We start from the raw sequence: 14,982 nt of genomic DNA on the forward strand, positions 1-14,982 counted from the left end.
AAAAAATGAATGTGCGGTGATTTATTTTTGAAATTCTTGAAATTATATCAAAAATTTAGAGTTTTGACGGAGAGACTAGTTAAGTTCAATTTCAACTAAGGCTAGTGAATTTCAGGGCATTCAACCCATTCAACATTGTAAAATAGCTAAGAATTGATCATTTAAATTGGAGTTAGTCATGTGTGGTACCTCTGGCCGGACTCGAACCGGCACACCCAAAGAGCAACAGATTTTGAATCTGTCGTGTCTACCATTCCACCACAGAGGCACGAAGACTGAACTTTTACCACAATAATTTACATTATGTCAAATAATATAAATTTGGTAAGGTAACCTGAACTATGTATGAGAGATAGTAGATTTATTATAGTTTCTTAAACAGAAGAAGCACCAGGATCCGGGATGACCGGGATGCGATCATGCGAATTAAGTTCAGCCTGACAGAGTCTTAAAAGAGATGCTAGGCGTACAGGCATGGCTCCTATCTGAGTTCAGTATGACTTTCTGGAAGATCCAAGGCCCCAGGCAAAACTATTGTATACAACGCTGCAGAAGGATTATGAACAAAAATTATGTGGAATTCAATCTATCTCATTATATATAGAAAGTGTGCTTTTAAGCATCAGGTCAAGTGAAAAATTAGTAGCAACAGCTTTGCGTGCGTTAGAAGTAATTTTCTTTTCTTCCGCTGAACCAATTATTCCTAAGCAATACTCAATTTTTTTGGCCAAGTCATCTATATCTCCAGCTTTAACGTGAAACCCAGTTACGCCATCTTGGATAGTTTCACAAGCACCACCAATATTGGTTGCTATAACTAGCTTTTCCATAGACTGAGCTTCAATTATTGTTCTACCAAAAGCTTCGGGCTCAATAGAGGTTGAGAGTACTATATCTGCAATACCATACAAACCCATCATATTTGGTTCATTACCAAATAGTTGAGCACGATTTTGAATTTTATACTCTTGAATTTTTTCCTGAATTTCACTTACAAATCCAGGGTGTTTTGCTAAGTCTCCAGCTATAATACAATAAAAATTTAAATGTTTTATCTTTTCTAGTGCTTCTATTAAAATAAGGTGCCCCTTCCATCTTGTCATTCGAGAAGGAAGTAATAATACTCGAGCGCCTGCTGGCACATTGTATTTTTCTCTAAATTTTTTTAATAGTTCATCAGAAACTTTTTCCTTTGTAAACTCTTCATGATTTACTCCTCGATAAATAACCTGAATTTTATTTTTATCTATCTTATAATTTTCAATAATATGGTTTTTAACGAAATTTGATACAGCGATTACCTTGACGCCCTGCGTCATAACGCTGTTGTAGTATTTTTTTATGCTATTTTTGAAGTTATAAATGCCGTGGAAAGTTGTTATTAGCTTTATGCCCGTAGCTTTTGCTGCAAAATAACAGCTCCAAGCAGGTGCTCGTGATCTAGCATGGACAATGTCCACATTATAATTGCGAATAATGTTAGCAATTTTTCCAGCATTATTCCAAATCGTAATTGGATTTTTACTTGCCACATTCATTTTGATATGAATAGAACCATCTTGTTCTAGAGCTTCAACAAGTGGCCCCCCAGCAGAAATCACAATTGAAATATTACCCGATTCAACAATTTTTTTTGCAATTTCAAGAGTCCCACGTTCCACTCCACCAGAAATTAAAGCAGGCACAACTTGCAAAATAGTTTTTTTATGATATTTTTTTTCTATACCCATATAAGTAATATGATCATGTGTGTCGATGAATATTTTACATTCCAACAACGAGAAGACAATCGCTTATCATAACCATTTTGTCGCCAAAAGGGAAGCCCCTTGTTTAATATTTCATCACGGGCTTATGTCCAGCATGAACGGAGACAAAGCTTTGTTTGTTGAAAGCTATTGCAAGAAAAAAGATTATAATTTTATTAGATACGATAATTATGGGCATGGAGCATCATCTGGAAAATTTATTGACCAAACTATCAGCAGCTGGCTTGAAGGATTGTTACTTGTAATTGAGCAACTTACCACCGGACAAGTCATTTTGATTGGCTCTAGCCTTGGAGCGTGGATCTCTATTTTAGCTGGAATAGTATTGCCACAAAGAGTTGCTGGTATAATTACCATATCAGCAGCTTTTGATTTTACTGAAGAACTGATATGGAATGGTATCGGCCTTGAGCAAAAAGCCAAACTAAAAAAAGATGGCACTTGTGAAATTGGCGGAGCGAATCCTGATTGTTCTCGAAAATACCCAATTAGCCTTAACTTAATTGAAGATGCAAGGCAACATTTACTACTCAATCGCAATAATATAGATATTACTTGCCCAATGCATTTGATTCATGGAATGCAGGATATTGATGTACCTTATACAATTTCAACACGCGGAGCAGAGAAAATCAAATCCAATAATGTAGTAATAAAATTAATTAAAGATGGTAACCATAGCCTATCAAGGCCTTCTGATCTTCAGCTTCTATGTAACTCAATAGAAGAAATTTACCCATATTTCAAGAATTAGTTAAGTTGCTCTTAAACATAAAAATCTATCCTTAGCACTAATATTTAGTTGTCTACCTAATAATTTAACCTGAACTATGGATAAGAATATAGTTTTGTATAAAGCTGCTTACCACACGCAGCGTCATACTTAACTTGTTTGAAGCTTGCGGCCTGCCTCTTGGCCTAGCATGATCGCACACCAGTCATCCCGGGCTTGATCCGGGAGCTTCTTCTGTTTCATCAGATCCTGGGCCGAAGGCATGCGAAGCCCAATAAATTCAGGATGACAAGTACAAGTGCAAGCTGGACAAAACATAATAGACGCAATACTAGAACAAAAATTCAATATTAGTTGAAGAAAAAGAAACTGAAAATGTTTTAGGTGATCAGAACGCTATTGCCCATGATATTGAGCTACAAGGAGATAATCCAGAAGATGAAGCTTAAAACACTGAAATAAATTTCTGCAAATAAGATGACTCAAGCAGATATAAAGAGATCTAAAGTGCTAAGCTCTTGATAAAACTCTGGGTCTATATTACCACCAGTAATTAGAATCAGTATAACCTTATTTTGTGGCTGGTGTTGAAGCCAGCTATGCGCAGCTGCCATACTTATTGCAGCTGATGGCTCGCATGTTATTTTCATCATTTGAATTAACCATGCGGTCCAATAGCGAATAGCCTCTTCGTCCACTAGATGGAATTCATCGAGATTTCTAAGATATTTGAGCGTCCTTGACGATATCGAAAGAGCACGTAGCCCATCCGCAATTGTTTCAGGCGAATGTGTAAAACGAAAAATCTCACTACTGTTTAGAGATTGATGCGCATCATTGGCAATTCTCGGCTCAACACCATGTAACTGCGCAGCTGGCCTTAATAATTCTTTTGCCAAATAACTACCAGAAAGTAAACCTCCTCCACCGCATGGGCCAAAAATTGCATCCGTTTTTTCGCCTGTTTGGTTAAGTTCTAAAAGGGCTTCATAACACATAGTACCAGCACCAGCAATTGTTTCATCATCGTCCGAAGGGTGGAGATAGTAAAAGCCATTTTGCCCATCCGCTGCTGCTGCATCTTCAGCTTCTTGCCTTGTGGCAACCTCAACAACGTCAGCACCATAATATTTTGCTATACGCTTTTTTATAGGAGAAACATTTTCTGGCAAATACACTCTTGCTTCAATACCAAACAATTTAGCCGCATATGACATCGCAAGGGCATGATTCCCTGTACTATAAGCAACGATTTTCTTAGGCATTTTTCCCTTTTCTTTAAGTACCAAAAGATGATTTAGTACTCCACGAATCTTAAATGCTCCTGTTTTTTGTACTGCATCCATTTTAAAATAAATCTTACTACCCAACATTTCATTCAACAAGTTTGAATGAAGTAATGGGGTTTTATGAATATATGGTTTAATCCTGGCGTAAGCTTTTGCAACGTCTGGAGTGTTTTTAGCTGAATCGGTCATATTTTTATAAAAATTTTGTATTTCTACAGAATGTTAAATCGCTACTTATATTATAGTCAAGCATGCTGGTGCGAAACCTATATACAATAGATAAACAACAAGCAACTACGCACAAAATACTAATCAATTTACTATATCTCTTGAAAACATTAGACTGAGACATTATATAGCCAACTAACGGCATAATACAGAAAAATTTATAATAGGTTTGCATAAGTGATAGCACTTGAAAAAAAAACTCTCCCACTATTAATACTTCGTGATGTAATAATATTTCCTGGAACTATTGCACCTATATTTATTGGCAGAGAGAAGTCTCTTAATGCGCTGCTTGCAGCAAAGAGAATCGACGATGGGCAACATATCCTCCTAACAACTCAAAAAAAACAGGACATTGAAGAGCCTGGCGCACATGATCTATTTCGGGTCGGTATACTAGCTAAAATTATTCAAACAGTAAAATTACCAAATAATAATGCAAAAATACTTATAGAGGCAATTAATCGAGTAAAGCTTACAAACATCACTGGCGATGATATGTTCGTATCTGAATATACCATTAACCCAGATAAAGAAGTAGATAACCTAGAGGTGCTAAACGATGCTACTACAGCTGTTATCGAGTCTTTCAAGGAATATGCAAGATCCAATAAAAAAATTAATTTGGAAATATTAAATATTCTTACTGAGCAAAGAAACCCAAGTTATATTACCAATATTATTGCTTCTCATCTAACTTCAAAAATTGATCTTAAACAAGCCCTTCTTGAACAAACGGATGTTCAAAAACGTGCCGAGCTATTGCTTGAGATTATCACAGCTGAAAACGCTCAGATGGACACAGAACAAGTAGTTCAACAAAGAGTAAAAAAACAAATTGAAAAAACTCAAAGAGAGTTTTATTTAAACGAACAAATGAAAGCTATTCAACAAGAAATGGATGGCAGCAATGATAAGTCTGATTTTTTTGATTTGGAGAAAAAAATCAAAAAACTAAAGCTTTCAACTGAAGCAAAGGAAAAAGCAACAGCCGAACTGAAAAAGCTTAAGATGATGAATCAGCTATCAGCTGAATCTTCTGTTGTTAGGAACTACCTTGATACACTTCTCTCATTACCATGGGGAAAAAGAGATAAAAGTACTATTAAAATCAACAAAACTGAAGAAATCCTTGATCGCGACCATTATGGGCTAAAAAAAGTCAAGGAACGAATTGTAGAATATCTTTCTGTCCTAAAAAGATCGCGCAAAATAAGAGGCCCTATTTTGTGCCTTATTGGCCCTCCAGGTGTTGGCAAAACCTCACTTGTAAAATCTATTGCCGAAGCAATGGATAGAAAATATACCAAATTTGCTCTAGGTGGAGTCAGAGATGAGGCAGAGATTAGAGGGCATAGAAAAACGTATCTTGGCTCTATGCCAGGCAAGATTATTACCTTACTAAAAAAATCAAAGGTTGATAATCCAGTTATGTTGCTAGATGAAATAGACAAAATGAGCGCTGATTTTAGAGGCGATCCAGCGTCAGCCTTACTTGAAGTGCTTGATCCGGAACAAAACTCACATTTTGTTGATCATTATTTAGAGGTTGAATACGATCTATCGAATATTATATTCATTGCAACGGCAAATTCATATGACCTACCACGCGCCCTACTTGATCGTATGGAAATAATTAATATTGCTGGTTATATTGAAGAAGAAAAATTACAAATAGCAAAAAATCACCTCGTGACTAAGCAACTAAAGCTGCATGGCATGAAACCTGAAGAACTCATTATACCAGATGACACTATTTTAGAATTGATTAGATATTACACTAAAGAATCTGGTGTAAGGTCACTGGAACGTGAAATTGGTGCTATTGCTAGAAAGGTGCTAACTAGGATCCTTAAGGATAAAGACCTAAAAACTGTAACGGTAACTCCAAAAGATCTAGAAGAATATTTAGGAGTAAAAAAATATCGCTTTGGTTTAGCAGAAACAGAAGATCAAATCGGTACCACAACTGGCCTTGCTTACACTCAAGTTGGAGGCGATTTATTAAGTATTGAAGCTGCTTGTTTCAAAGGAAAAGGGGGAATTAAATCAACTGGTAAACTTGGCGAAGTAATGAAAGAATCAGCCGAAGCAGCTTATAGCTGTTTCCTTTCAAAAGCTAAGAGCCTAGGCTTAAAAGAAAGTGAGTACAAAGAATTTGATATACATCTACACGTACCTGAGGGAGCAACACCAAAAGATGGGCCGTCAGCAGGTATTGCAATTTATACAACTTTAGTATCGCTTATGACAAAAAATCCTGTTAACAGGAATGTGGCAATGACTGGAGAAATAACTTTGCGTGGTAAAGTATTGCCTATTGGAGGTCTAAAAGAAAAGCTTCTTGCCGCAGTCAGAGGTGGGATTAAAACCGTTCTTATTCCGGAGGAAAATATAAAAGACTTAAAAGATATTCCAGCTAATATTAAAGACAATATAGAAATTATTCCTGTTTCCAATATTGATCAAGTGCTCGAACACGCCTTAGTGAGAAAAGTTAAAAAATAATTTAATTGTTTTAGTGAGGCAATTAGTCTAATTCCCTAATTGCCATACTGAAATAAACTCCATCATTTAGTTTAAATTTACGAAAATCAAAGCTCTCAAATATGAGTCCTGGCAATGGTTCTGTTTTTGTAGAAAAAGATTCTAATAGTCCATTTTTTTTAATATAATCCTTAAATGTGATATTTGTGGGTAATTTTTTGGATGTATCCTCAAAGCTAAAATAGCGAATTTCATATTTTTTATTATTGATCACAATTATTTTACCCACTATATCAGGATTTACTTCTTTCATGGGGCTACTTTTAGCTATTTCTGGAGAGGCACTAAGTAGCTCTTTAAACTTTACTGAACCTTCTTTAACTTCCACCTGGATCGTTGAAGAAGCAACAGCATGGGTAACCACACAAAACAACACTGCTACTAATAAAGGAAACTTATAAATGCTTTTCATATTTGTTGTTAATTTTTAGATTGATATAATATTTGACGAAACTCTTGTACAACTTGTTTATAGAGTTTTAATTTGAAGGGTATTACATCAGTCAGAAGTTCATCAAAATTTACCCACTTCCACTGATCAAATTCAGGATGCAGCGTTTTAATATCTATATCACTGTCCTTCCCAGTAAACCGAATTAAAAACCATTTCTGCTTTTGGCCACAATACTTACCATCCCACAGCCTTGGAATAAGAAAATCTGGAACACGATAGCTATACCAGTTCTTGCTTTCAGCAATTATATATCCATCACCACAACCTATTTCTTCTTCCATCTCTCGCATAGCTGCACTGCTCGGCGTCTCGCCAAGATCTATACCGCCTTGAGGCATTTGCCAACCATTAGCTTTTGAATCTATTCTCTTGCCAACAAAAACTCTGTCTTCTTTATCAATTATCATCATACCAACACCCGGGCGAAAAGGCAGGTTCAATAATTCTTTATTATCTAGCTTATTATTAGAATCTGTCTTCACAAATTATACTCCTTGAGTAACTCAGAAACAGGTACCAACTGAACCCCTTTCTTATTAAGCGTTGGAATCCAGTCCCTAATCATTTCTATTGTTAAAGTAAATCCTTGAGCATAACCAAGAGCAATGCCGTTACTTTCTGCAACTCTAATCAATTCTTCCAGTTGGCTTCGAATTGAATCCTTATCAGGTTCCTCATCAATTATTATATTAGTGGGAATAACATTATTATGTGAAGAAATATGACCTGGTACCCCTTTAGCTAAGCCCTTACCTAAAATAAATATCAAATTTTTATCATCTAATTGATCAAAAATCATTGATGATGCATTCATGTCATCTGTGAACACTTCCTTATAACTAGAATACACTCCGTCATATCGAGCCTGAGAATTTAATATCACATTCAACCGCACTTCGTTCTCTTCTAGAGCTAAATTATTCATCAAAGCATATTTACCAGGATTGTCCAGAGCTTTACTAGTCTGAAGCGGTAAGTATAAATATACCTCATGTCCTTTATTTTGAGCTTTGTTCAATAGTGGCTTTAAGCTTTGCGTATATGGTAAAAACCCAAGACCACACTGTGTTGGTAAAGTTAGCGCGAGTTCGGTTGAACGTCTATTTAATCCTAAATTAGTTACTACAATTGAAATTTTTGGTTTCCCAGAATAAACCCTTTTTTTCTTAATCGACAACTCTTTATTTGTGTTCTTACTAGTTAATAACTCATCAGATTTAGCAAGTATTTGCTCTGTCTCTTCTATCAAACTATCTTGCTTTGGTGGAACATCTATTGATAAAAGCTCCAAATCAACTTCATTTGCTTCTTCTAAAGTGTCAGCCACTTGTTTTTGCAGACCAACATAATCAGCTTCTATTTCATTAGTAATAAAAGGTAAGCTAGCCATAGAGTAAGTGCGGTATTGACCAAACTGCGTAGCTCTTGCAATTTGACTAGGTCTTGCAGACACAAGCCAATATATTACTAAAGAAAGTAATATAGCACCAAGAGCTATATTACTGCCTAAAAGATATAGCTTTACTTTAGCCTTTAATTTTGGATCTTTTATCATTCTCTAGTTTTTTTTATAGTTCACACTCAACCCTCTAATCAAGTCGTAAGCTCTTGCATACTGATAATCTTCTTTATACTTATCCGACATAGAATGCTCTTTCACATCATCAGACTTTTTTTCTTCAGATTTTTCTTCTGTATTATATTTCTTTAAATAACTTTTTACCGATGAACTAGTAAAAGATTTTTCCTTATTTTCTTTTTCAGCAAATTCCACTTTTGCATTTTCTATATATAAATCTGGCTCAATACCTTTACCATTTATTGACCTACCACTTGGGGTAAAATATTTAGCCGTAGTCAACTTCACCGCAGCTCTCTTACTTATCTGAGTAAATGTTTGCACTAAACCTTTACCAAACGAGGTAGTACCAACAATAATTGCTCTCTTATGATCCTGCAGAGCTCCAGCCACAATCTCAGCAGCAGATGCTGTACCAGAATTAACAAGAACTACTGTTGGAACATTCGGAGCTTTAGCAACAAACCTTCCAGCAGAAACAACGCTGTCATTTGCGCTGTCCCTCCCTCGAATCGAAACAATTGTTCCATGATCAATGAAATATTCACAAACAGCGACTGCTTGATCAAGCAACCCACCTGGATTACTCCGTACATCAAGGATAATACCCTTTAAATTTTTCTTCTTTTTTTGGAGCTTTTTTTCAATCTCATCAACAGCTTTTTTGAGTTCAGTAGTAGTTTGATTATTAAAAGCAACTATCCTGATATAACCTACTCCACCATTATCATCTTCTTCAATATCAAATTTAATTGGCTTTATCTTTACAATTTCACGCGTAAGTTCAATTTCTTTCGTAATATTTTCGTCTTCTTTTACAACAAGAAGGTTCAACTTACTTCCAGGCTCGCCTCTCATTTCTTTTACAGCCTTATTAAAGCCAATGTTTGAAACAAGTTGACCATTTACGCCAATTATATAATCTCCAGCTCTAATGCCAGCCTTATGTGCAGGCAAATCATCAATCGGCGTAATAACTTTCACTGCTCCATTATCAGGAATAATCTCTACACCAATCCCTCCGAATTCACCATCAGTTTGAGTTATAAAAAACTCTAGATCATCATCTGTAAAATACCCTGAATATGGATCTAGCGACCTGAGCATTCCGTTTATAGCCTCATCTGTCATTTCTTGACGATTAGGCACTTGCATATAATCTTTCTCTATTCTTTGAAACACATCCTGAAATTGCCTGAAATAATAGCTATCTGGGCGATTATCAACTTCAACCTTTTTATCTTCTGCTGCAAAAGATACTGTGGCAATTAATGTTAAAAAAACTGTAATAACAAATTTAAACATACAACTCAATCTCCTTATAATTTTTTGCAAGCGCTTGCTCTTGAATGAATTGAAACCTCTTTTCTGGCTTTTTGCCCATTAAGTTATCAACTATTGTATCTATATTTTCAAAGTCATCTACACTTACTTTGTAAAGCATACGTGTTTTAGGATTCATTGTAGTCTCTTTGAGCTGCGGCGGCGTCATTTCACCAAGACCTTTAAACCTACCTAGTTCTACTTTTTTCCTATCTTTTGAAAGTTCTTTCATTAGCTTTTCTTTTTGCTCATCATTAGCGGCATAAAATGTTTTAGTACCTTTTACTAAACGATATAAAGGTGGACGCGCCAAATACAAATGGCCATTTTCAATTAACTTACGCATACGCAAATAGAAAAATGTCATCAATAACGCGCAAATATGCGCACCATCGACATCAGCATCAGTCATAATTATTATTTTTTCATATCGCAAGTCTTCTTCTTTATAGTGGCTCATAGAACCACAATTTAAAGCAACTTCTAGATCCTGAATTTCTTGATTAGCTAAAATTTTATGTATAGGCGCATTAGCAACGTTCAATATCTTGCCACGCAAAGGGAGAACGGCTTGAATAAGACGATCACGCGCTTGCTTAGCTGACCCACCTGCGGAGTCTCCTTCAACTAAAAACAGCTCTGTACCTTTAGCATTAGTACTACTACAATCTGCGAGTTTACCAGGTAAACGGAGCTTTTGTACAGCAGTTTTTCGACTAACACTACGTTCATTTTTTCTACTTAAACGATATTCGGCATTATTAATAAAATGCTCAATTAACTTGTCTGATGACTTTTTATTACCACTGAGCCAATGATCAAAATGATCTTTAAATACATTTTCAATATGTTTAGCAATCCCATTAGAAACCAGCTTTTCTTTTGTTTGCCCCTGAAAGACAGGATCTTTTATAAAAACCGAAAGCATAAAGCACGCCGACTCCAGAACATCTTCAGGAGAGACTTGGGACACCTTTTTATGCCCTACCGTTTCTCCATAAATTTTTATCCCTCTGAGCAATGCAGCTCTTACACCTTGTTCATGAGTACCACCTAATGGAGTTGGAATAGTGTTACAATATGATTTAATGAAGTTATCTCTTTCATACCAACAAACAGCCCATTCCACCTTGATATTCTCAGCAATAATTTCAGCATTGCCTGAAAATATTTCTTCACCAATAATGTGATTTTTATCGAGTTTAGAGTCAAGGTAATCTCTGAGCCCCCCAGGAAAATGAATCACATCCGATAGAGGAACCTCATTTGATAAAATAAGCTCCGGGTGACAACTCCAATGAATCTCTACCCCCTTATACAAGTATGCTTTAGACTTAGCTAAATCATAAACTTTCTTGGGCTTTAATTTTAAGGATTTACCAAAAATTTCTGGATCAGGAATAAACGTAATTTTAGTGCCCCTTAACTTCTTAGCAACGGTAGATTTTTCAAGCTTTGTAAGCGGTACCCCACGAGAATATTTTTGCGTATATACTACTCCGTCTCTATAAACCTCAATATCTAAGGCTGAAGCAAGCGCGTTTACTACAGATATCCCAACACCATGTAATCCTCCAGAAGTTTGATAGGACTTATCAGAAAATTTACCACCAGAATGAAGGGTCGTAAGTATCACCTCTAGAGCTGATTTCTTAGGAAATTTAGGATGATTATCTACTGGAATACCCCTACCATTATCACTAATAGATATTGAGCCATCAGACAACATTTCAATAGTAATCCTTGAAGCATACCCAGCTACAGCCTCATCCATAGAATTGTCGAGTACCTCTGATACCAGGTGGTGCATTGACTCTTCATCCGTGCCACCAATATACATACCAGGACGCATACGAACAGGTTCTAGACCTTCTAAAACCTCTATATCATTTGCTGTATAGGAACTAACCTTAGCATTTTTTGCATTCGCACTAAAGCCAAATAAATCAGACACTTAAACCTAAATTTTCAATGATTATATAATGTACAGAACTTACTCAATTTATGAGTAAATAGCAAGGATAAGTGGAATACGAGTTAGCATAAGACTAATTTTTATAAGTCATTTAGTCCAATGTATAAATTATAATATAATTGTATTGACAATAATTGCATATGCAATTATTATATGATCATGAGTAATAATTATCCCAGCAATCTAGAAGATCATCTTGGCTATTGGCTGCGTTGTCTTTCTAATTATATACACCATAGCTTTGCAGCACTGCTAGCCGAGCATGATATATCAGTTGCTCAATGGGTCGTGCTGCGTACTCTTTATGATAAGCAGAATATTTCTTTGAATGAGGCCGCAAGACTAGTCGGGGTGGATAATAGTTCGTTATCGCGCATGATAGAACGCCTGGTACAAAAAAATCTTGTAAGTAGGACCAATATCGATAAGGATCGCCGTTCCGTACAACTATCACTTACCTCGACAGGCAAAGCTTTAGTTCCAAAATTGGCACAATTAGCCGACAAAAATGATGAATCTTTTTTTCAAATTCTCTCGACTCAAAAACGTCAGGAGTTACTCGATACCATTAAACAATTACTTGAAACCAATGGTTGGGATCAATTAACTCGCGGGAAAGACCGCATAGAATAAAATAAACAAATATGGATATAAAAATTATTAATACATACTATATAAAAATGATTAATGAATACTCTTTGCTTTCACTCGCTGGAAAAATAACTTTTCCCGAAGTAGTAAAAAAACTATCTGAAATTGGCACAGAACGATATATTATCGACTTAGTTGGTCTGAAAAAATTATATTATGGAAGTAACGATCACACCTATATAGGTCCCTTTGATTTCGACGCCCCAAAAGTAGCTCAAAAATTTAATGCTGAAGAAATAAAAAAAGCTATCACTGATAGCCAACAAAACAAAATCAATTATCAAACTTTTCTACATAGGGCAATAGCCGCCGGTTGCACTCACTATGAGGTATTTATAACCGGTAAGAAAGCTATCTATTTTGGAAGAGATGGAAGCCAGCATATCGAGCTCTTTCCCTCCACAAAATAATATATAAAAACATTTTTTCTCACTTTAAGTTAAGATAATTTAACACTATCTTAACTTATATCAATAGTATATGGCATAAATATTGCTTAATCGTAAGCACCTATTAATTAATACAGAGATATAGATGCCATTAACATTGGGAAACGACCTAACAGGCTTAGTTTCAAGAGAAGTCGACGCAGCTGGAAATAAAGCAACTGGCCTTGGCGAAAGCTTAACAACTGGTAATGATAAATTCGTAGAGGTTGTCGATGCATTCCTTGGAAACTCATTAAGAGACGGCCAGATCATTCTTGGTGCGGTGGCTAAAAATACTGCATATAGCATTAACTTACTGACAATTACAGACGAATATTTAAAAACAATCGCCAGATCTCTACAAGGCGGTTTAAAAACAGTTGCTAGTGCCGACCCATTAGCTGCCGATAAACTTACTGTCTTAAACAAAAACTTAAACGACAAGAGAGCTCAGGTTAATCTTTTAGTTGACACTGCTGATTTTGATAATAAAGGATTACTTAGAGGCGATGTTAAAGAGATGCAAATTCAGGTTGGTTTAAATGCAGCCGATAAACTGCGGGTCCATGTAAATGATTTTAGCCTTGGTAAGTTATTTAGATCTTCTGTTACAAATGCATTAAATGAGCTAATAAAATTAGGCCCAGGCCTATACCCTACTAACCGTTACACTACTATTGATGAAGTGAACCAAGCAGCTAGTCGCAACGTCAATCTTTTTTACGGCGCATGGCGTACAAGCGCCGAGGCAGGAGGATCAGGTATCCCAATGGTAGCAGTAAATGGAGCCAACCTTGTGTTTAACCTACCTTTAGCGCAGAAAGAATTCCTAGATCAAATAGCTCCAGTTTGCAAGGCCTGGTTAGTAGCAAATGCTGGGGGAGCTACTTTCACAACAGCAACCGCGGCAAACTTAACCGCAATGCTTGCGGTATTAGCACCTGTTAATGAACTATATAATAACATTATTAATGACAATGCTACAACTGATGTTTCTACTCAAAGTGGACGTCTGTATGCACAAGACGTATTCCACAATGCTTTGAACTCAGTTCGCGCTGAACAAGCTGCTATTTCAAATCAAAAAGCAAACGTTATTGAAGCAGCTGATGCACTCAGAGCAACAACAAACGTGACTCAGAAAGCTGCAGATTCATACCTAAAAACAGATTATGTACTAACTGCGCAGCAATATTCTGAAACTATTAGAATTATGGTTGCATCGATCACTTCGCTCCAAGCTGCTAATAAGATTCCAGAAGCTGCTCAAAAATTGATTGATGCTTTGGCTAGATAAGTTTTAGGCATTCTATTGATTATTAAAAAAGCCGTGATTTTTGTCTTGGCTTTTTTTCTGTTAATAACTAGTCTAATTGCCGGACAAGGTTACACAATCTACACACCATCACACTGTCATACCGGGCTTGATCCGGTATCTTAGTCAATAACAGGAGATCCTGAAACAAGTTCAGGAGACGGTGAGAGTATTAATCATACCGGGCTTGATCCGGTATCTTAGTCAATAACAGGAGATCCTGAAACAAGTTCAGGAGACGGTGAGAGTATTAATCATACCGGGCTTGATCCGGTATCTTAGTCAATAACAGGAGATCCTGAAACAAGTTCAGGAGACGGTGAGAGTATTAATCATACCGGGCCTGATTCGGTATCTAATTCCGCCGCTGACTGAGATACCGAATCGAGTTCAGCATGACGGAGTTTTGTTGAGTACCAACATTACTTCACCACTCTATTAGAACTTGACTTAGAACCTCAAGACTATAATAGTTACCCAAACAACTAACTCTTTAACAAAGCCCTAAAAGGTTATATAAATTACACAAAAACCTATTTTCCCTTGGAATGTAAAGGTATGCCCTTCAAATTAACCAGGCCGCAGTTTAATCAATATGTCTTGTCTCATTTACCAATAAGAAAGCAAGACCCAGAAACTCAATTACTACCGACTAAAGTCGGTAGTAATTGAGTTTCTGGGCTAGAGGTCG

Annotated in this window: 12 protein-coding genes and 1 tRNA gene; 5 read left to right on the top strand and 8 right to left on the bottom strand. The window is 36.2% G+C overall.

What is annotated here, in order from left to right:
- Window positions 1–183 precede the first annotated feature (183 nt).
- Window positions 184–268: transfer RNA gene (locus tag Megvenef_RS00185), tRNA-Leu, on the bottom strand.
- A gap of 313 nt (window positions 269–581) precedes the next feature.
- On the bottom strand, window positions 582–1,730 hold the full coding sequence (locus Megvenef_RS00190; protein ID WP_322775996.1) for a glycosyltransferase family 4 protein: 1,149 nt from the start codon (window positions 1,728–1,730) through the stop codon (window positions 582–584).
- A gap of 25 nt (window positions 1,731–1,755) precedes the next feature.
- Between Megvenef_RS00190 and Megvenef_RS00195 the strand changes: the two genes are divergently transcribed.
- A complete protein-coding gene (locus Megvenef_RS00195; protein WP_322775997.1) occupies window positions 1,756–2,523 on the top strand; it encodes an alpha/beta hydrolase in 768 nt (255 codons plus the stop codon).
- A 461-nt stretch (window positions 2,524–2,984) separates the two neighbouring features.
- Here Megvenef_RS00195 and Megvenef_RS00200 read toward each other — a convergent pair whose 3' ends face one another.
- Window positions 2,985–3,980, bottom strand: coding sequence for a serine/threonine dehydratase (locus Megvenef_RS00200; protein ID WP_322775998.1), 996 nt, complete (start codon window positions 3,978–3,980; stop codon window positions 2,985–2,987).
- Window positions 3,981–4,199: 219 nt separating this feature from the next.
- Here Megvenef_RS00200 and lon point away from each other — a divergent pair, with 219 nt between their 5' ends.
- Window positions 4,200–6,527 (top strand): endopeptidase La, encoded by a 2,328-nt coding sequence (gene lon, locus Megvenef_RS00205; RefSeq protein WP_322776026.1) that lies wholly within the window; start codon window positions 4,200–4,202, stop codon window positions 6,525–6,527.
- A gap of 22 nt (window positions 6,528–6,549) precedes the next feature.
- Here the strand turns inward: lon and Megvenef_RS00210 are convergent, their stop codons facing one another.
- The 5 genes from Megvenef_RS00210 to parE are packed head-to-tail and all read right to left on the bottom strand — an operon-like array spanning window position 6,550 to window position 11,876.
- Window positions 6,550–6,978: a hypothetical protein gene (locus tag Megvenef_RS00210; protein WP_322775999.1), complete on the bottom strand. Its 429-nt coding sequence runs from the start codon at window positions 6,976–6,978 to the stop codon at window positions 6,550–6,552.
- An 8-nt stretch (window positions 6,979–6,986) separates the two neighbouring features.
- Window positions 6,987–7,502, bottom strand: a complete 516-nt coding sequence (locus Megvenef_RS00215; RefSeq protein WP_322776000.1) for an RNA pyrophosphohydrolase — start codon at window positions 7,500–7,502, stop codon at window positions 6,987–6,989.
- The gene (locus Megvenef_RS00220; protein ID WP_322776001.1) at window positions 7,499–8,575 is read right to left on the bottom strand and encodes a divergent polysaccharide deacetylase family protein; all 1,077 of its coding nucleotides are present in this window, start codon (window positions 8,573–8,575) and stop codon (window positions 7,499–7,501) included. Before Megvenef_RS00220 ends, Megvenef_RS00215 begins: the two co-directional genes overlap by 4 nt.
- Window positions 8,576–8,578: 3 nt before the next feature.
- The gene (locus Megvenef_RS00225; protein ID WP_322776002.1) at window positions 8,579–9,904 is read right to left on the bottom strand and encodes a S41 family peptidase; all 1,326 of its coding nucleotides are present in this window, start codon (window positions 9,902–9,904) and stop codon (window positions 8,579–8,581) included.
- Window positions 9,897–11,876 (bottom strand): DNA topoisomerase IV subunit B, encoded by a 1,980-nt coding sequence (gene parE / locus Megvenef_RS00230; RefSeq protein ID WP_322776003.1) that lies wholly within the window; start codon window positions 11,874–11,876, stop codon window positions 9,897–9,899. The genes Megvenef_RS00225 and parE overlap by 8 nt, the downstream gene beginning before the upstream one ends.
- A gap of 180 nt (window positions 11,877–12,056) precedes the next feature.
- On the opposite strand from parE, the gene Megvenef_RS00235 reads away from it, so the two are divergent.
- The 3 genes from Megvenef_RS00235 to Megvenef_RS00245 all read left to right on the top strand — a co-directional run bounded on the left by Megvenef_RS00235 (window position 12,057) and on the right by Megvenef_RS00245 (window position 14,273).
- Window positions 12,057–12,530: a MarR family winged helix-turn-helix transcriptional regulator gene (locus Megvenef_RS00235; protein WP_322776004.1), complete on the top strand. Its 474-nt coding sequence runs from the start codon at window positions 12,057–12,059 to the stop codon at window positions 12,528–12,530.
- Window positions 12,531–12,541: 11 nt separating this feature from the next.
- A complete protein-coding gene (locus Megvenef_RS00240; protein ID WP_322776005.1) occupies window positions 12,542–12,958 on the top strand; it encodes a DUF1398 family protein in 417 nt (138 codons plus the stop codon).
- A 124-nt stretch (window positions 12,959–13,082) separates the two neighbouring features.
- A complete protein-coding gene (locus tag Megvenef_RS00245) occupies window positions 13,083–14,273 on the top strand; it encodes a hypothetical protein (protein ID WP_322776006.1) in 1,191 nt (396 codons plus the stop codon).
- The last annotated feature ends 709 nt before the right edge of the window (window positions 14,274–14,982 follow it).

It is taken from the genome of Candidatus Megaera venefica (genome assembly GCF_034554655.1).
GTDB lineage: Bacteria > Pseudomonadota > Alphaproteobacteria > Rickettsiales > Rickettsiaceae > Megaera_A > Megaera_A venefica.